13 protein-coding genes and 1 pseudogene are annotated in these 17,480 nt (G+C 48.0%); 8 read left to right on the top strand and 6 right to left on the bottom strand.

The features are described 5' to 3' along the window. Window positions 1-32: 32 nt before the first annotated feature. A complete protein-coding gene (locus tag AYK67_RS15500; RefSeq protein ID WP_162265127.1) occupies window positions 33-1,613 on the bottom strand; it encodes a methyl-accepting chemotaxis protein in 1,581 nt (526 codons plus the stop codon). An 820-nt stretch (window positions 1,614-2,433) separates the two neighbouring features. Here AYK67_RS15500 and AYK67_RS15495 point away from each other — a divergent pair. The 4 genes from AYK67_RS15495 to AYK67_RS15480 all read left to right on the top strand — a co-directional run bounded on the left by AYK67_RS15495 (window position 2,434) and on the right by AYK67_RS15480 (window position 8,963). Continuing rightward, on the top strand, window positions 2,434-3,801 hold the full coding sequence (locus tag AYK67_RS15495; RefSeq protein ID WP_068088920.1) for a TolC family outer membrane protein: 1,368 nt from the start codon (window positions 2,434-2,436) through the stop codon (window positions 3,799-3,801). Window positions 3,802-4,033: 232 nt separating this feature from the next. After that, window positions 4,034-6,304 carry a type I secretion system permease/ATPase gene (locus AYK67_RS15490; RefSeq protein ID WP_208976318.1) on the top strand — a complete coding sequence of 757 codons (2,271 nt, stop codon included), beginning with the start codon at window positions 4,034-4,036 and terminating at the stop codon, window positions 6,302-6,304. Next, window positions 6,304-7,617: an HlyD family type I secretion periplasmic adaptor subunit gene (locus AYK67_RS15485; RefSeq protein ID WP_068088917.1), complete on the top strand. Its 1,314-nt coding sequence runs from the start codon at window positions 6,304-6,306 to the stop codon at window positions 7,615-7,617. Before AYK67_RS15490 ends, AYK67_RS15485 begins: the two co-directional genes overlap by 1 nt. A 29-nt stretch (window positions 7,618-7,646) precedes the next feature. Further along, complete coding sequence (locus AYK67_RS15480; RefSeq protein WP_068088914.1) at window positions 7,647-8,963, top strand: transglutaminase-like cysteine peptidase; 1,317 nt, start codon at window positions 7,647-7,649, stop codon at window positions 8,961-8,963. Window positions 8,964-9,559: 596 nt separating this feature from the next. Here AYK67_RS15480 and AYK67_RS15470 read toward each other — a convergent pair. The 3 genes from AYK67_RS15470 to AYK67_RS15460 all read right to left on the bottom strand — a co-directional run bounded on the left by AYK67_RS15470 (window position 9,560) and on the right by AYK67_RS15460 (window position 10,923). Continuing rightward, complete coding sequence (locus AYK67_RS15470; RefSeq protein ID WP_068088906.1) at window positions 9,560-9,955, bottom strand: hypothetical protein; 396 nt, start codon at window positions 9,953-9,955, stop codon at window positions 9,560-9,562. Window positions 9,956-9,970: 15 nt separating this feature from the next. Beyond that, window positions 9,971-10,267, bottom strand: coding sequence for a hypothetical protein (locus AYK67_RS15465; protein WP_068088902.1), 297 nt, complete (start codon window positions 10,265-10,267; stop codon window positions 9,971-9,973). An 80-nt stretch (window positions 10,268-10,347) separates the two neighbouring features. Continuing rightward, on the bottom strand, window positions 10,348-10,923 hold the full coding sequence (locus AYK67_RS15460; RefSeq protein WP_068088899.1) for a hypothetical protein: 576 nt from the start codon (window positions 10,921-10,923) through the stop codon (window positions 10,348-10,350). 163 nt (window positions 10,924-11,086) lie between these two features. Here AYK67_RS15460 and AYK67_RS17630 point away from each other — a divergent pair. The 4 genes and pseudogenes from AYK67_RS17630 to AYK67_RS15445 all read left to right on the top strand — a co-directional run. After that, window positions 11,087-11,209 (top strand): annotated as a pseudogene (locus AYK67_RS17630) (IS6 family transposase); the annotation flags it as partial. Between the two features lie 204 nt (window positions 11,210-11,413). Next, window positions 11,414-12,235: an AraC family transcriptional regulator gene (locus tag AYK67_RS15455; RefSeq protein WP_068088896.1), complete on the top strand. Its 822-nt coding sequence runs from the start codon at window positions 11,414-11,416 to the stop codon at window positions 12,233-12,235. Window positions 12,236-12,439: 204 nt separating this feature from the next. Next, complete coding sequence (locus AYK67_RS15450; protein WP_082735872.1) at window positions 12,440-13,042, top strand: LysE family translocator; 603 nt, start codon at window positions 12,440-12,442, stop codon at window positions 13,040-13,042. A 168-nt stretch (window positions 13,043-13,210) separates the two neighbouring features. Next, window positions 13,211-14,323 carry a glycoside hydrolase 64/thaumatin family protein gene (locus tag AYK67_RS15445; RefSeq protein WP_068088886.1) on the top strand — a complete coding sequence of 371 codons (1,113 nt, stop codon included), beginning with the start codon at window positions 13,211-13,213 and terminating at the stop codon, window positions 14,321-14,323. Between the two features lie 261 nt (window positions 14,324-14,584). Here the strand turns inward: AYK67_RS15445 and AYK67_RS15435 are convergent, their stop codons facing one another. Together AYK67_RS15435 and AYK67_RS15430 are read right to left on the bottom strand one after the other, a co-directional pair. Then, window positions 14,585-16,399 carry an ABC transporter ATP-binding protein gene (locus AYK67_RS15435; RefSeq protein ID WP_208976317.1) on the bottom strand — a complete coding sequence of 605 codons (1,815 nt, stop codon included), beginning with the start codon at window positions 16,397-16,399 and terminating at the stop codon, window positions 14,585-14,587. A gap of 47 nt (window positions 16,400-16,446) precedes the next feature. Continuing rightward, a complete protein-coding gene (locus tag AYK67_RS15430) occupies window positions 16,447-17,469 on the bottom strand; it encodes a glycosyltransferase family 4 protein (protein ID WP_068088880.1) in 1,023 nt (340 codons plus the stop codon). Window positions 17,470-17,480: the final 11 nt, after the last annotated feature.

Below are 17,480 nucleotides of genomic sequence, written 5' to 3'. Positions count from 1 at the left end.
CTTCCTAATGTAAATAAGTAATCTGGAATAGGCTATGCTGCCTGTTGCTCTGCGACATTGCTTAAAAATGCCTCTGTCTTGCGCTGAAGCTCTTCAACACTTGCTGCAATATTATCTGCGCTAAGCAGCATTTGCTCGGCAATTGCGCTGGTTTCTTGCGCGCTTGAAGTAACATGCTCAATATTTGTGGTCACGTTCTCTGAACCTTGCGCAGATTCTTGCGAACTAAGGCTGATCTCGGAGGTTGCAGATTGCTGTTGCTCTACAGAAGTACTCACAGCCGTCATGAATTCAACGATCTGGTCAACTTCTTTTGCAATAACCTCTAGCGCCGTTGCATTGTTATTGGTGTGATCCGCAGCCGTTACTACATGCTCTTCAAGTGAAGCTGCCGCTTTTTCTGTTTGCTCTGCCAAGTCTTTGACCTCGCTCGCCACCACGGCAAAGCCAGTACCATGTTGGCCAGCTCTTGCGGCCTCAATTGTAGCATTCAACGCCAGAAGCTTGGTTTTCTCTGCAATGCTCTTGATAAGCTGCAAAAACTCCGAGATTTCGTCATTTAACGAAATCAACTCGGTTGCGTTTTTATGGCAGATATTAGCGCTATTTTTGGTAGAGCCAACAACTTTTACAGTGCCTTCTACCTGGCGGCTAATCTCGACAATCGACGCGGAGAGTTCTTCAGAAGCAGCAGCAACATTTTGCACCGATGCACTGGCCCTTTGTGCACCGTTAAACGCCTCTTGCGCTCCGGTTGAAGCCTTTTGAGCAAAGCCGCTGAAATCATTCGCATTACTTCGCATCGTCTCTGACATACCATTCAGCTCTTTCAACGCCACATCAGAAGTTTCCCGGAATAATGCAATCAGCTCATTAATCGATTTCTCGCGGGCGACGTTCTTTTCAAAGTTTTCGCGAACTTCCGCCTCCAGCTGTGCCTGCTTTTGCGCATCTTCCCGGAATTGAACGAGTGAACGGCCCACCTCGCCCAGCTCATCTTCACGCTCGGCATTTTTGGTATCAAAGTTATAATCACCGGTAGAAATTTTAGTAATACAGGCGCAAAGCCAATGCACTGCCTCGCCTATCCATCGTGCAGCAAAAATACCAAGACCTAATATAATCAGAAGTATAGGCGAAATAATAAGAGCCGGTTTCACTATAACAGCTTTAATAGCCGCATAAGATTCTATTTGCTTGACACCGCTGCCAACAGCCCAGCCCCATGGCTCGAAATGTTTAACATAGCTGAACTTCAGGTATTCTTTGCCATCATCTTCTAGCCAGTTATAAGATATAAATGCCTCACCCTCTCTTATGGATGTGTCCACCAGCTCTTTTAGAAAGCGCACGCCATTAGTGTCGGTAATATTAGAAGTATCAGCACCAATCAGCTCTGGCTTCATTGGGTGAGCTACACCTTTATAATCATCCGAAAAAATAAATAAATATTCATCGCCCTGATAACGCATTGCAGAAACAGCTTTTATTGCCAATACTTTGGCTTCTTCAGTTGTTATTAGCCCTGCTTGAGCATCGCGATAGGCGGAATCTATAGTTGTATATGCAGCTGACACAACAGATTCTATTTCAACCCGTTTATTGTATGTCATTGTATTCACTAGCATAAATACGCAAAAAGCAATAATTGCTATAAACGTAACACATAATATGCCAATAGCACCGTAAACTCTTAGGCGCATGGACTTTGGTAGAAATGACTGCATTACAACGTCTCGTTTTGGGATTCCAGAGCATGAAAAAGTAATAACTACCCTTGAAAAATAATTGATAAAGATCGTGTTATTACCTATATTCAAATAGAATTGTAACAAAATGTAATTTTCTCATTATTTTTTTTTCAGCAAACAAAGACAACTTATACAATATACTAATATTACAAAATTAAATATTTTATATTGGTAACAATATTACAATAATAATAGAATTAATACAAATGGAATATAGTGAATACATTGTTTTTAACGTATAGGCGGAAAAGACTTAATCAGTAATTGAATTGTTCGAAAGAAAATAAGAACTGCTTAATATTTAAAATTTATCACAATATTAACAGGATTAGCAGCAAAGCAATGAATGAATAATTATCATGTATCGCTTGCATATATGACCTTTTATTTGAGTGACGGGATTAGTGAACCTAATAATAACAAGCAACTACTATTTTTAGTAAGTAATATAATTTAATATTCCTAATCTCACTATATTGATCAATTAAAACTGCAAAATATCAATGTAAAATAATATCATTCATCCAATAAATATTAGTATTGTAATTAGTACAGACTCATGATTTTACTATCAATACGTTGGGTAATGAAATGCAGGGCAAGTTACATTAGTGCTTTAAATTGCAAATCTTAATGTTGCTTACATATATATCTCTGCGCAAGAAGCTTAGGGGTTTGCGGAATGATATTGAAATGCTTAGCCGTAATTTCAACAATTACGCTACTGGGTAGTGTCTCAGCCACAGCAATGACATTAAAAGAAGCTGTTGATTACGCTGTGAATACGAACCCCTCAATTCTAGAAGCTGCAGCAAACAGGCGTGCAAGAGGCCAGGATTTGCGCGCTTCGCAGGCCGCTTACATGCCAACACTGGATGTTTCTGGTCATATTGGCGCCGAACGGCGCGAACGCGATAACAATACAAAAGACGATTCGAAATGGCGAAACGGAAAACAAATTGAAGTCCGCGTTGAGCAGTTGTTATTCGATGGCTTAAAATCTACCAATGAAATTTACCGTGAAGGAGCGCGGGTAGATGGCGCTGCACTACGCGTATTGGAGCGCAGTGAGGCAATCGCGCTTGATGCGATTGAAGCATATATTGATGTTATTCGCCATCAACGGGTGCTGCGCTTGTCCAAACAAAATACCGCAAAACATCGTGAGTTATACAAGGATGTCCGCGCCAAGTATGATGGTGGCAATGTAGGTGCTGCGGATTTGGCGCAGGCCGAAGAGCGAGTTGCTGCGACTAAAATTGTAACAGCAACAGTGCGCAAGTCGCTGCTGGACACTATGGCAAAATTTCGCCGGGTGATTGGTAAAGAGCCAACACACTTAAAACCGGTGGGCGCAGTCAAATCTCCGGCACAAAACTTGTCAGCCGCTATCGCCATGGCCGGACACGATAACCCGTTTGTTTTGGCAGCTGATGCCGATGTGGATGCGGCAGGCTTTAAGGCCGAAAGCTCAAAAGGTGTGTTTATGCCTCGCTTTAGCCTAGAAGGGCGTGCCGCTTATGGTCATGATGTTGATGGGCGTGATGGCCGCCAGGATGATTATCGTTTGATGCTGCGCATGCGCTGGAACTTATATAGCGGCGGGCGTGATAGCGCCCTCTACGCCCGCTCCTACGAGCAGCTGGCCCAAGCCCAAGCCCACGCCGATACTGCACGCCGCGAAACAACCGAAGCGGTGGAGCGCTCGTGGGCAGCGCTACAAACAACACGCGAACGTATCAGTGCCCTGCGCGAAACTGTGGCAGCCAATGAAAAGGTCGTTGCTGGGTATCGCGATGAGTACAATGTGGGGCAGCGCACTTTGCTTGACCTGCTGAACGCTGAAAATGCCCTCTTCAAGAGTAGGATAGACCTCATTTCGGCAAGGTCTGTGCTTACATTCAGCTCTTACCAGCTGCATGGCACCACCGGAAACCTGCTTGCGATGATGGATATTGAAGCACCGGCAGAAAGCCTTGCCAATACCCGTGATACGGTGAGCATTTTACCACAAAAACCGGCATTCGAGCTGGAACCGCTACGCCAATAAATGGTGAGCTGTGTAACTGGTGAATATTATGGAATGTACTTGTGGCGTTGCCCGGCACAAGTACTTGCTAACAGGTGCCACCATTGAGCCCCAAAGGTGGCACCTGTTATTAGTAGATGTAACCTACATTTCATAGTGACTATAAAATACTGGTTTCAGCACGAGAGAAACACCCTATTGTTTTATCAGCGCCTAGCCATTGCATGACTGCCCTTGCTTTAAAGGCTCACCTGTGACCAAACCCGACACATCAATGCCTGAGACTCAAAGTCTATCAAAACCCAAAGACCCGCTTGTTGAAGCGCTACGCTACATTGCCAGGTGCTATGGTAATTACGCCACCCGCGCGGTGCTGCTCTCCGGTTTACCTATTGAAGACAATTGTCCTTTACCCATTGAGCTATTGCAGCGGGCTGCAAAGAATGTTGCATTAAAAACCACCCGCGAAACCACAAAACTAAAAGATATTCGTGCTAACGCGCTCCCGGCGCTGCTTGTCCTTGCCAATGGCGAGCTGCGTATTCTTTGCGAAATCAACACCACGCTTGGTTTGGCGAAAACTCTAGATCCTCTGGCAACTGACAAGCCACAAACACTTAGCATTCAGGCGCTTGAGGCGCTCTACGATAACTTGGCCATTTTCTTTCGCCCCTTTGCAATTGATGGTGATAACAGCGGCCATGTGAGCGAGGAAGGCCATTGGTTTTGGTCGGTATTAAGCCAGTATTGGCGTGAGTATGTTCATATTGCCCTTGCAGCTCTGCTGATTAATGCCCTGGCTCTGGCCTCACCCATGTTTGTTATGAATGTTTATGATCGGGTTCTGCCCAACTACGCCTTACCAACCCTATGGGCTTTAGCGGGCGGCGTTATACTGGCATTGGTTTTTGACGGCATTTTCAAGGCGGCCCGCTCAACCATTTTAAATGTTACCGGCAAACAGGCAGATTTGGCGCTGGCTTCAAAAATATTTGCCAGAGCAATGGCCGTAGATATGAGCAAAAGGCCCGGTTCTACCGGGCAAATTGTCAACCACATCAAAGAGTTCGAAACCGTACGCGAATTCTTTACCTCGGCCTCACTCGTGGCATTGATTGACCTTTGCTTTATTGGCCTTTTTGTGCTGGTTTTGTTTTTAATTGTCGGGCCACTTGCTTATGTGCCACTGGCGGCGGTGCCTATTGTCATTGCCATCAATTTGCTGGTGCAAGCCCCCTTAAAAGGCTCGGTTGACAATGCCAGCCGGGAGAGTGCCAACCGCCATGCGGTGCTGGTTGAAAGCATTGCCAATATGGATACGGTGCGTGCGCTGAATGCCGAGGGGCATATGCAGGGGAAATGGGAGCGCTCGGTCGCTGCATCTTCAACCGCTCTGCTGCGCGGGCGGCGCTGGTCTACCGCGGCGCAATCGCTTACCGGACTGGCTCAGGCTCTGGTATCGGTGGTCATTGTAATTTGGGGCGTTTATCTGGTGAATGAAGGCATGGTGAACATGGGCGGGTTGATTGCCGCCATGATGCTTTCTGGCCGGGTGCTGGCCCCGCTGGCATCGGTTGCCGGTGCGCTTACCCGCTTGCGTCAGACCATGCAATCCTACAGTACCCTCAACACACTTATGCAAACGCCTACCGAGCGCGATAGTGAAAAAACCTATGTAAACCGGAGTGTTGGCCGTGGGCGGCTTGAATTTCGCCATGTGGATTTTCGTTATCCTGAAAGCGAGACCGACAGTTTAAGCCAGATAAACCTAAGTATTGCGCCTGGCGAAAAAGTGGGCGTTATTGGCCGCGTGGGCGCAGGCAAAACAACGCTTGGCCGCCTCATGTGTGGCCTGCATTACCCCAGTGCCGGAATGGTATTGGTCGACGGCGTTGATACGCGCCAGTTCGACCCCACGGACTTGCGGGCCGGCGTTGGTTTTCTATCGCAAGATAACGTGCTGTTTTCTGGCAGTTTACGAGAGAATATTGCCTTTGGCCGCCCTCATGCCAGCAATGACGATATTTTACGTGCGGCGCATTTGGCCGGATTGGAAGAGGTGGTTCACAGCCACCCCAAGGGCTTTGACCGCCCGGTTGGCGAAGGCGGGCGCTTGCTCTCCGGTGGCCAAAAGCAAAGTGTGGCGTTAGCCCGTTTGTTGCTGCGTCAACCCAAAATTATGTTTTTGGATGAACCCTCTAGCCATTTAGACACCAGTGCCGAAGAGCGCCTTCTCACCCGTCTTTCAGCCTTTAACGCCTCTGGAATGACGTTATTTATCAGCACCCATAGGCTCTCGCTGTTAAAACTCACGGACCGGCTGATTGCACTGGATGGCGGGCGTATTGTGGCCGATGGACCGCGCGAGCAAGTGCTTGCCGAGTTGCAAAAGCGCGGCGAAAACCGCCCTTCCCCTAAAAACAGTGCGGCTCCCCAAAACAGCGCGGCGTTCCAAAACAGCGCGGCGTCTCCTCCCCCCGAAAAAGCTGCAAAGCGCTCCCTAGCAACCACGGGGGGCAAGTAATGGCTAATTATAACAATGATTTGCGTGAGAGCCTTCGCACACGCCCGCCCCGTAAGGCGGCAATGATTGTTTATCTTGGGCTGTTGTTGATTGGCCTCGCCGCTATTTGGGCCTATTTTGCACGGCTGGAAGAAGTGACCCGCGGTGATGGCCGGGTGATCCCCTCACGGCAAATCCAAGTCGTACAAGCGCCCGAGCGCGGCATTGTGCGGGCCCAGTTTGCGCGTGAAGGCGATGTGGTAGACAAAGGCCAAGTCCTTGTAAGACTTGAAGATACCGGCTTTGCCGCCCAGCTTGGCGAGGTGCAGCAACGCCATGCGGTTTTATATGTGCGCGCACAGCGCCTTTTTGCCGAGGCCACCGGCGAACCGCTTGATTTTACAGGGTTTAAAGGTGATCAAACCAGCCAAAGCTTTAGGGGGCTGGTGAGCGAAGCGCGTTTGGTGTTTGATGCCCGCAAAAAACAGCTGAAAGGGGAAGTGGGCCTCTTGCAAGCGCAAAGCAAACAGCGCGACCACGAGCACCTGCAGCTTCTTGCGGAGAAAAACAAACTGGAAGCCAGTATAAAGCTGCTGGCACGAGAGGTGGAAATAAACCAGGCGCTTTTCAAACGTAAGGTATTGCCCGAAATAGAGTTTTTGCGCCTGCAACGGCAACTGAGCGATTTACAAGGCACATTGGCTGTTACCAATGCCAATATTTTACGGGCAGAATCAGCCCACCTGGAGGCACAGGCCCGCGTGGACAATGCCCGCCAAACCTTTGTAACCAGAGCCCAAGAAGAGTTAACACTTACGCTTTCTGAGCTGGCGGTGACCCGCGAAACGCTGCTTGCGGCGCAAAATCGCGCGAAACGTACAGATTTACGTGCACCTGTTAAAGGTATAGTTAATAATATAAAAATTAGCACAATTGGGGCTGTGGTGCAGCCGGGCGAGACCATTATGGAGCTGGTGCCCCTGGAAGACACACTGCTGATTGAAGCACAAATACGCCCGCAGGACATTGCTTTTTTGCGTCCGGGACAAGCAGTTACTGTAAAAATTACTGCCTATGACTTTTCCATATATGGCGGGCTTGAAGGTAAATTGGAGCGTATTAGTGCCGATACCACCAAAGATGAGCAAGGCAATAGTTTTTTTAAGGTTACCGTAAGAACAACCAAGAATTACCTTGAAAGTGAAACCAAACATTTACCAATAATACCGGGAATGGTGGCAAGCATCGATATTTTAACCGGTGATAAAACTGTCCTGGAATATTTATTAAAGCCAATCAACAAGGTGCGGACAGAGGCTTTACGGGAGAGATAAGCCGCGCACCATATTCATGGGCGTTGGCGATGTTACGACTGCAAATACTTTTACCTCGTTTTTTGTGTTGGGCACTTGTTGTGTTGCGGGCTGGTGCTGGCTATAAAACCAAGCTTCAAACGCCATTACATACGTTTGTTGTAAAAGTGTGCAAACCGGCTGCAAACCGGTTCAATATGTGTTCAAAAAGGCTCATTTTTGCTGCAATTGGCCTGCTCTGGGTGCAAGCCTTTTTCTTGCCTAGCTGCGTCCACGCTTTTGTGCCCGAATTACATGCGCAAGGCATATTAACGCCCCCAAAACACAGCGCGCTAAAGCACACAGAAAATAACAGGTCCACGCGCCATGCGCAGGCGCGTCATGACACGGCACAAGCTCGAAACCCCGATGAAGCAAGGGGGCCTTATAATAGTGCTCCCCATGATTTGCTGTTTACATATCTGATCGAAGATTTTTATCGGGCGGCCAAAACTGAGTTTCAAGCACTCCGCCATATTTTACGGGCAGATTTGCAAAGCTATAAAGCCGCCATTGCGTGGGTGCGCTTGGAAGCAAAAACACACATGGCCTACAAGGCCCGCAAAGCCCACAAAGAGCGCAGGATTGCCATTAGCCGCGCCGCCAGCAAAGCGGCGTGGCAACAGAAGCTGGCAGATGCTCGTGTGCCCCCCCTGCCCCAAAGCAAACCGGCACTCGAGCTGCGCACCGCGCTGGCACCAAACCCGCCCTTAACGCCCGAACGCAAGCACAGTATTTTTCAAAAACCGATGCTTAGCATACGCCAGCGATTGCAGCTGAACCAGATGGCCACAACGCAACAACAGCACAGCTCGACCAAGGCCGAACTGGATAGACGCTGGCAGGAAATACAACGCCGCCAATACAAAACTCTAGAGTACACCCGTGTATCACTGCAACAACCAACAGCGGGCAAACTTATGCCCCTGCCCGCCCCTGCCCGTAAGTTGACGGATAAGCTGCGCGAAATGCCAAGAGGTTGGCAACTGGCTGCCATAAACAAGCGGGTCAACCAGATGATACTATATGAAAGCGACCAGAAAGTTTGGGGCATAGAGGATTACTGGGCAGCGCCACGTGAAGTACTGCAAACACTACGCGGCGATTGCGAGGATTATGCTATTTTAAAATACTGGCTGCTGGTGCATTTGGGTTTTGATCGCGATAAAATGCAAGTCGTGGCGGTTTATGACCGGAAGCTCAAAGAGTTCCATGCCATATTGCAGGTAACTTTTAACGGAGCGCAATACATACTCGATAACCGCAGCCAGCGCTTGCGCCGCCGCGAAGATGTGGGCACCTACCAATGGCTGCATCAGGTGGGGTGAGTTTGAGTTCGCTTGATATTGCCGAAGAGTTGCACCAGAATTATTCAATCAGTGCATCAGCTTGACGAGTTAGCGGTTGGCTCATAACTTTTGCTATCCTATCAGTCTGGCACGAAAGTTAACGTGACAACACCCTTTCGCACCATAATAACCTGCGATAAAGACCAAAAATCAGTCCAGATACGCTTTGAAAGCCTAATCCCCGCCCATAGCAAAAGCCCTATAACCTTATTAAGTGGCACAAAGGCAATCCAGTGGCGCTACGCCAAAACATTAAAGAAAACTGGTATTTTAAAAGGAGAGGATAATTTTGAGTGGTCACAATATTGGCCAGCCCAACTTAAAATGCCCGATATAATTGCGCTAACCATAACAAATACCCACAATAAGCAGGGCCCGATAGACTTAAGTATCAGACCCGCTTTGTTATAGAACAAGCAGCTCGTCAACGGCCAGAAAAAGCGCCGCTGATTATTGTGAGTTTACCTAGTACTCGCAGCCCTTTTTTCCTCAAAATAAGCCAAGCCTCAAACCAACAACACGCTATATAGTAAGATTTTTGCTACGATTTATCTTACCTTAACGTTATTTTATAATCAGCCGTTTCTTTCAAATTCGAAAGATATATCTTGGGGCTTTGCGCCAATCAACTTATAATCGCCACCTTCGTAAGCAAACTTTACACTATCTTCAGATAGCCAGATTACATCCACGTAGGTTTCTGGATCAAAAACTAAATAGTTAGCAGGTAGCGAGCTGAACCAGAAGAAGTACTTCTCCCAAACTATGGTGGTGGTGGTTGTATAGTCAACTCCGGACGTACTTTCTTTTAGTACTTTAAGACAGGTATTGCCTTGAGGAGAACAGCTGGTTTCGACCCAAGTATTTGATATATTTAAAACTCCAATATCGACAACAACTAGAGCCAAACCTAGAAAAATACCTATAAAAAGAACGAGAGGAAATATTAAATATTTCATTTTCCCAATCATATTATGAGTTCCCTATTATTTGTTGAAGTTTTTATTTTGTAAACAGATTTCAACGCCTTTTAAATAACCGTATTCACTACGTGTTCTTTGGTAATCTATTTCGCCCCAATTAGGGTATGTCCCAAATGTGACCCCATCAGACTTGGGTATTATCATATCCCTCAAGGGGAAATTACGCCTGAGTGACTTATGCACTAACGCTACAGCTTCAGGAAATATAGCTAAATAGTCTGCCTGATGAACTCTTCCTGCTTTCTGCTGAAATTCTTTATATGTCTTTCTAAGCGCAGCAGCATTTTGTCCTGCGAGCATATAACCGGCCTCACGTAGCGTTGTATATTTTCCATCCAACAAGAAGCCATGAACAGAAAACGTTGCAAAATCGTTCGGTTTTAAGACGGAAGGGGCATACCAAATTGAATTGAATTCAATGCAGCCTCATCGAGGAACGCCCGTCTTTGCGAGCTAGTAATCCATTTTTCGCCTGTTGCGGCATACAGTGCTTTGTCTGTTAAGACTTTAGCCTGCATTCGTTCTCCAGCAATTAAACTCTTTTTTGCAAGGGATACTAGATACGCGAGCAATTCTTCAGAGTGGTTAGCTCTAGCAACTGTCGACACGCAAGTCACAGCAGTAATGGCGGATTCTTGAAATATGCTTTCGTCATCCACGTCCAGCACTTTTCGAGAAATTTGGCAAAATTTTTCGGAAGTATCCCAGTAAATGCATCCAGTTATCAAACAAGCTTTTAGTAGATCGTCATCTTCCTTCAAGAAACAAATATCGGCAATATCTGCAACTCTTTCTAGGTTTCGTTTTGAGGGGTCTTCACAAAGGCCGAAAGCCAGCATTGCGTGATATGGAATATTTTCATTTTGCGAAAAGATTGCAGATTTAACTGCACCCGCATCATCCTTTAGTAGTCCTCCAGCTTTTGCCCTGAAATAGATTTCACAATAGTCGATCATTCAAATATCTCTTTTGCTTTTTTCGCAACATCCCGCGCAGTGTCTAATGTTTTTTCAACTCGATCAATGTGGTTTGGTAATCCCCCAGCAATTGATCGGATAGCAAAGGGGTATGACTTCAGCTCCGATCAGTTACAAGCACCACTGTTTCCTTCTTTAGACTATCGCTCACGTGGTTTGGCTTTGCCACCACTTTTCGCTCAGCCTGCGCGTGGTCGACGAGATGCTGTTGGAACGCGGGATTATGCTCTCCTATGAAACCATAGAGCGCTGGGGGATTACGTTTGAGTTCGCTTGATATTGCCTATGAGTTGCACCAGAATTATTCAATCAGCGTACCCGATTTTCACCCTATGATGGTACTGGAGAACCACGTGCAGCTGTTTTGTGTGTGGTTGTTTTTGAATTGACGCTTTAGTCAAACCGGGGCGAGATGTCCTAGGGGCGAAGTAGCCTTGGGGCAGCACATGTCGAGGTACTGCGAATTTTGGTGGCAACTGATAAAAACAAGCTGCACCTTTTAAGCTGGCTACAGGGAATTGAGCTGTTTGAAGCCAACTTTGATGATATGGTATTTAGCCGTCACGCCCACGCCGGTTTTGCTGTTGGTGCTATCACCAAAGGTGTGGGGGGCTATATGTGCCGGGGCAGCAACCACCTATGCCCGCCGCGCACATTATCCTTGATGAATCCCGAGGAGCCTCATACCGGCCATGCTGTGGACGGGGCGCTGCATTACAAGATGCTTTATATCAGCGAAAGTACCGTCAGGCACCTGTTGGAGGTGGGCACACCAACCGGCTTTCACCAAATTAACCCCATGGATCATGATGGCTTGATAACCAGGCATTTTTTGCAATTAGCCCGGCAACTTAACCGGCCCGACGCAACCGGCCGACTTGGCATAGAAGAAACGCTCGTAACGCTGCTTGCTTGTGTCTTCTCCCGCCATGGAGGCAGCAGCATACGAGCTGCAGGCAAAGAGAATAAGGCCATTCGCCGCGCCATAGAGATGATGCACGACCATGTGAACACCCAGCCAACAGCGCCCTTAAGCATTAGCGATATTGCCGGTGAAGTTGGCTTGAATGGCAATTACTTCATTCAAAGCTTTTCCAAACAACGGGGCATTTCACCCCGCCAATACCTGATTTTGACTAAAATCCACCGTGCCAAGCAAATGATAGCAAGCGGGGGAAGCCCCTTGCAGGTGGCACTTGATTTGGGTTTTTACGACCAATCGCACTTTATTCGCCACTTTCGGAAAATAAATGGCATTACCCCGCAAAGGCTGGTGGTTCATCACCCCTAAATCCCCATTCTTGGCAAATATAAGTTTTGTACAATTATTCCATGTAGTTGTGAGCTAGGCTGTGCGCTTTGAAACGTAGTGGGCCCGAAAATATTAAGCCGTGCAACTTGAATGCACCAATAAAGCGGGCCGATTGCTTATTCGTTTTCATCTGCACCCCATTTTACATAGGTGCCAAACCCTTTGATACAGAGAGTTAAGGCGATGTCATTCAGCTCTGCTATTCTTCCCATGGCGCTATTTGCGCTTGCTACCTCTGCCTCACCCGGCCCGGTAAATGTTATTCTTGCCATGTCCGGGGCACGCTTTGGCACACTCGGCAGCTTGCCCTATGTTCTTGGCGCAACAACCAGTTTTGTGGCCATTTTGTTGTTACTGGGGTTTGGTGTTCACTCTATTCTGGCGCTGGTTGAGCAATTTACCATACCTCTTACCCTCGCCGGTTCTTTGTATATGCTTTACCTTGCCTATAAGATTGCTGCCGATAACGGTAAGCTTGCCCTTAACAGCACTGACGCCAAGCGGGTTGGCTTTGTATCAGGCTTTGTGACACAGGCTCTCAACCCCAAAGCCTGGATTGTTTCACTCTCAGCCATAACAATTTATGTAGCGCCGCACGTGGATTACAACATCCGTTTGCTAGGCTTTGCCATCATCTTTTTTGTTATTTGCAGTTTATCGCTTACTTCGTGGGCTCTTATTGGTGCCAAACTGGCCCGAATGACGGGCAATTTAGCAGCTTTTAACCGGGTCATGGCCGCAGTTCTGGTGCTGGCAATTGTGCTCATTCTCTACGATTTACTTTAGGGTCATGGCAAAAGCCAAATTTTAAAACAACCTCCATTTACGGGTGTGCTTTAAGATTAAATTTACATAGATGCAAAAACCACACCGCGCCCCTTCACGCATAGTGCCCTCGCTGGTCTTCATTAGGATACACGCGCCAAACCTGAAAGAAACAACTGGGAGGGCATTTTGACCACAATCTCGATAGATAACCACCGCAAAAACCAACAGCTTTATGCGCTACTAACCGCCAACAGCATGTTCCCACCAGACCCCAAAGAACCCGGTGCCTTGGTGCCAGGAGCATGCCAGCCACTCACGCAAAACAGCAAAATATGCTTTGATACAATTGACGCCGCCCGCCTTTATATTGCAACATCGCCCATGACCGCCGCACCGCAAGTAACGGACATTACCCACTACTTTGGGTGGGTTGAATTTAGCAGGCTCAGTGCAAAAGACGAACTTTGGATTAACCTCAGCAACGTCGATATGCTGGGCTTACCATTGGCGCTTTCGGGCACACAAAACCATATGCCAAAGTCGCTTGGCTACAAGCTGCCCATGCAGGCAAACCCCGATCAACTGCCCGCATCTGGCGCGAAATCTTTAATCAACGCTCTAGAGCCGCTTTTTGTGGGGGTGGCACCGCCTGTTATTGGCTTGGCTGATGGTGGCAAGAAAGTGGTTGCGCCCAACATATGGCCGCAAGCCTACCCAAGCTTTGCCCCTTATGTTGAAAAACTGAGCCTGGCGCACGGTGGTGACGGGGTGCCCCTTTTAATAAAATCGGACATGGTTGCACAAGAACAACTGATATTTAAAGGAAAACTACAAGAGCCTGCAAGCAATGACGGCATGCTTATTGCTATGCACGACCAAAATGGCAATAAGCTGGAAATTGCACGAAGCCAGCTTGAAACCAAGTATATTTACCAGTCGGGCGGCGGAACCTACCACTATAACAACCAGTTATTTGCGCAAAATATCCAGGTTATTAAGGGCAGCCCGAGCGAGACACGCGACATTATGCTAAATTCGGTGCTGCGCAATATATTCCTTGGTTTTAACGAGGGCTATTTTAGTAGGAACGGCCCGAACGACAGCAGCAATTTTGTGAAGCAAAAACCTTTTGAGAATGGCGGCAACGGGTATGCCAAGGTCATTCACGAAAACTCCAACTCCTATGGATATCCCTATGCAGACGCCAATTTGAAAACGCAATTGGTTGCAAACCCGGAGCTGGCCACCACGATCCACATTCTGGGAGATCAAGAAACCGGCTATTATACAGCCCCCTAATGAGGGCGGTTAAAGACACGCCAAACAACGGCCGGCTGAACCAAAAAAAACAGCCCGCCAACTTTGAAGCGCATGCTGCTTGATTGGCTGAAACCAGACGAAAGGGCCGTGCATCACATAGTAAAGTGAGGTGTGGTGAGGCGAGGTTTGAATGCAAATGAGCGCATCATTCTTAAAAGAGCAACCGGCTTTGGCGTTGAACAGAAAGAGCCACGGCATATAACCGTCAACTACTGTGGCCAAACGCAACCGGCTTAAGCCCTATGACAGTTTGCGCTGCAGTACTGCCGCCTCCTCGCGTGAAAACTGCATGCCGTAAAGCGCCGCATAAGGCCCATTGTTGGCCATAAGCGTGCTATGATTACCTGCTTCAACCAGACTGCCGTTTTTAATCAGGCAAATGGTGTCGGCATGACGAATGGTGGAAAGCCTGTGGGCGATAACCAGCGTTGTGCGCCCGCGCATGAGATGCTCCAAAGCCTTTTGCAGCTTGGCTTCGGTTTCATTATCAAGCGCAGATGTGGCCTCATCCAGCAAAAGGATTGGCGCATTTTTCAAAATCGCCCGCGCAATCGCCAATCGTTGGCGCTGCCCGCCCGAAAGGCTGATACCCGCCTCGCCAATTCGCGTTTCATAACCGTTTGCAAATGATTCAATAAACTCGTCTGCCAATGCGCTTTTCGCGGCCTGCTTGATTTGCTCAAAACTGGCATCAGGGCGGCCAAATGCAATATTGTCTTTGATGGTACCCGTAAACAAAACCGTATCTTGCGTGACCAGTGATATGGCTTCATGCAAAGAAGAGAGCTGAACGTCTTTAACGTTTTGCCCATCAATTGAAACACTGCCGCTATTCACATCATAAAGCCGTTGCACCAGCGCTAATATGGTTGATTTCCCGCCGCCAGAGGGGCCGACAAGGGCCGTAACCTCACCCGCTTTCACATGCAAATCAAGCTCATGCAAAACAGGATAGCCCGAAATATAGCAAAACCCGGTATTGTGAAGCACAATTTCACCCCTACCCACTTTGAGTTGGGGGGCCTTTTCCTGATCTACAACATTGGGCTTTTTCTCAAGGATTTCATAGATCATTCGACCACCAATCAGCCCTGTTTCCAAATGGACTTGCAACCGGCTGATACGTTTTGCAGGCTCGTAGGCCAGTAATAAGGCAGTGAGGAACGAAATAAACTCGCCCGGACTTTTGCCAAGCAAAATACTTTGCCAGCCACTATACAAAATAACCGTTGCAAACGCACAGCCTCCCAAGGTTTCCATTAGGGGGCTGGAGCGCGCGCCCAACTCGGAAATCTTGTTGGCTCTGGCCTCAACGTCACCAATTGCCTTGTTCATTTCCCGCTTCATGTGGGGCTGTATGCCAAAACTTTGGATGATGCGGATACCGATAGCGGTTTCTTGCATGACCTGCACAATACGGGCCAGCGATAGCACCTCGGCACGTGCCAGTGCGCGCACCCGGCGCACCAGATAGGCGATGCCCAATATGGCCGGTGGGGCAATAACCATCGATATGAGCGAGAGCAACGGGTCTTGAAGTACCATGACCGTAACCAGACCGATAAGCGAGAGCAAATCACGGCCGATACTGGTTACCAGCAAATTGATAACCTCGCGGACAGCATTGGCACTATGGGAAATTCGGGTAATTAAATCGCTCGCACCATGTTGCTGGAAAAAGGCCGCATCACAGATGAGCAAATGAGCATAGAGCCGCTTTTGATTTTTAGCCACAATGGCATTGCCCACCCGGCTTAGGGTGACCATTTGCCCATAGCTGGCAACCCCTTTAACGGCAAAAATTGTGATAATGGCCAGCGTGACTTGTAATAGGCGGCTAAAATCTTTTGCAACGAATATCTCATTCACAACGTCGCGCATAATCCAGGCACTTAGCGATGTTGTTGCTGCCACAGCCGCCATAAAAGCAAACGCTATGGCGTATTTGGGGGCGAATTCCAAGAAGTTATCGGCAAAAATACGAGCAATGATACCGCGGGTTGTCGAGCGATCTGCACCAGCTTTATCCAGCTTTGCCTGAATCCAGTGTTTCAATTCGGCCCCCTTGCGCTGGCTTGACGTTTGCACAACAACACATTTGATTATGCAACGCAGCCTTCAATAATCACATCTAATTTTTCACTTAGTGATTTTATCGGGTAATGCTTGAGTGCATGGTTGCGCCCCGCTTGGGCAAGACCGACTCGCACCTGATCATTTTCCATTAAAATCAATGTATTACGCGCTATGGTTTCCGGTTCGAGGTTTTCTAGATACAATACATTGTCTCCGCAGACTTCACGCAGCCCCCCCGTGCCTGAGGTGATAAGGGCCGCACCACCGGCAAAGGCCTCGATGGCCGTACGCCCGAAAGGCTCTTCAAATTTTGACGGGACCAACGCAATGGCCGCTTGCTCATATGCCTGCTTAACCTTTTCGAATGGCAGGTTTTCCTGATAATCGACCTGATCCTTAACAGGCTCAAGCGCGGTAAAAACGCGCTCGCGATACTCCCTATCTTTTTCTTGACAAGCACAGATCAGCCGCAGTGTCCAATCTGGGTGCTGGGGTAGGAATAACGATGCCGCTTGAGCCAGCTCTAAAACCCCTTTATCTGGCGACATACGCCCGGCGAACAGCACGGATTTTTGCTTTTGCGATTGTGCTTGCCATTGTGAAAAATCCAGACCGTTATGCACGACATATCGCGGGGTTTTAATTTGCGGCCAGTGCTTTTCAAAGTGGTCTTTACAAGCATTACTGACAAAAACAACCGCCGCCAAATTGCGGTATCTTACCCCCACCAGAAACCGCTTGAGCCACATGCGTTTGGGTTTTACAAAATTATGCCGATGCACAATAACAGGAGTGTCAGGCAATTTACGCGCCAAATAGGCGGCCAAGGCGACCCTTTGGTGCACCACAATCACATCCGGCTGCGCTTTTTTAAGTTGCACTGCCAACTGTGCACGTTTGCCAACCGGATAGGGAATGCAATTGAAGCCGGCAAAATACTGCGCTTCTGCGCCACAAAAAACAGTGGTTGTATCTTTATAATTGCTGTTCTGGATAAAATCACGGGCACATAGATCGATAGAGGTGGCTCCCTCTTCGGTAAAATGCATGCCTTTACTCA

This window comes from Polycladidibacter stylochi (assembly GCF_001562055.1).
In the GTDB taxonomy this organism is placed as follows: Bacteria; Pseudomonadota; Alphaproteobacteria; order Rhizobiales; family Stappiaceae; genus Pseudovibrio; species Pseudovibrio stylochi.
This window is presented reverse-complemented; position numbering and strand designations above follow the sequence as displayed.

Excerpts from the sequence above, each read along its gene's own strand:
- AYK67_RS15470 (WP_068088906.1), bottom strand. The coding sequence starts at position 9,955 with ATGATTGGGAAAATGAAATATTTAATATTTCCTCTCGTTCTTTTTATA.
- AYK67_RS15480 (WP_068088914.1), top strand. The coding sequence starts at position 7,647 with ATGTTACGACTGCAAATACTTTTACCTCGTTTTTTGTGTTGGGCACTT.
- AYK67_RS15495 (WP_068088920.1), top strand. The coding sequence starts at position 2,434 with ATGATATTGAAATGCTTAGCCGTAATTTCAACAATTACGCTACTGGGT.
- AYK67_RS15465 (WP_068088902.1), bottom strand. The coding sequence starts at position 10,267 with ATGCTCGCAGGACAAAATGCTGCTGCGCTTAGAAAGACATATAAAGAA.
- AYK67_RS15450 (WP_082735872.1), top strand. The coding sequence starts at position 12,440 with ATGTCATTCAGCTCTGCTATTCTTCCCATGGCGCTATTTGCGCTTGCT.
- AYK67_RS15500 (WP_162265127.1), bottom strand. The coding sequence starts at position 1,613 with ATGACATACAATAAACGGGTTGAAATAGAATCTGTTGTGTCAGCTGCA.
- AYK67_RS15430 (WP_068088880.1), bottom strand. The coding sequence starts at position 17,469 with ATGCATTTTACCGAAGAGGGAGCCACCTCTATCGATCTATGTGCCCGT.
- AYK67_RS15485 (WP_068088917.1), top strand. The coding sequence starts at position 6,304 with ATGGCTAATTATAACAATGATTTGCGTGAGAGCCTTCGCACACGCCCG.
- AYK67_RS15460 (WP_068088899.1), bottom strand. The coding sequence starts at position 10,923 with ATGATCGACTATTGTGAAATCTATTTCAGGGCAAAAGCTGGAGGACTA.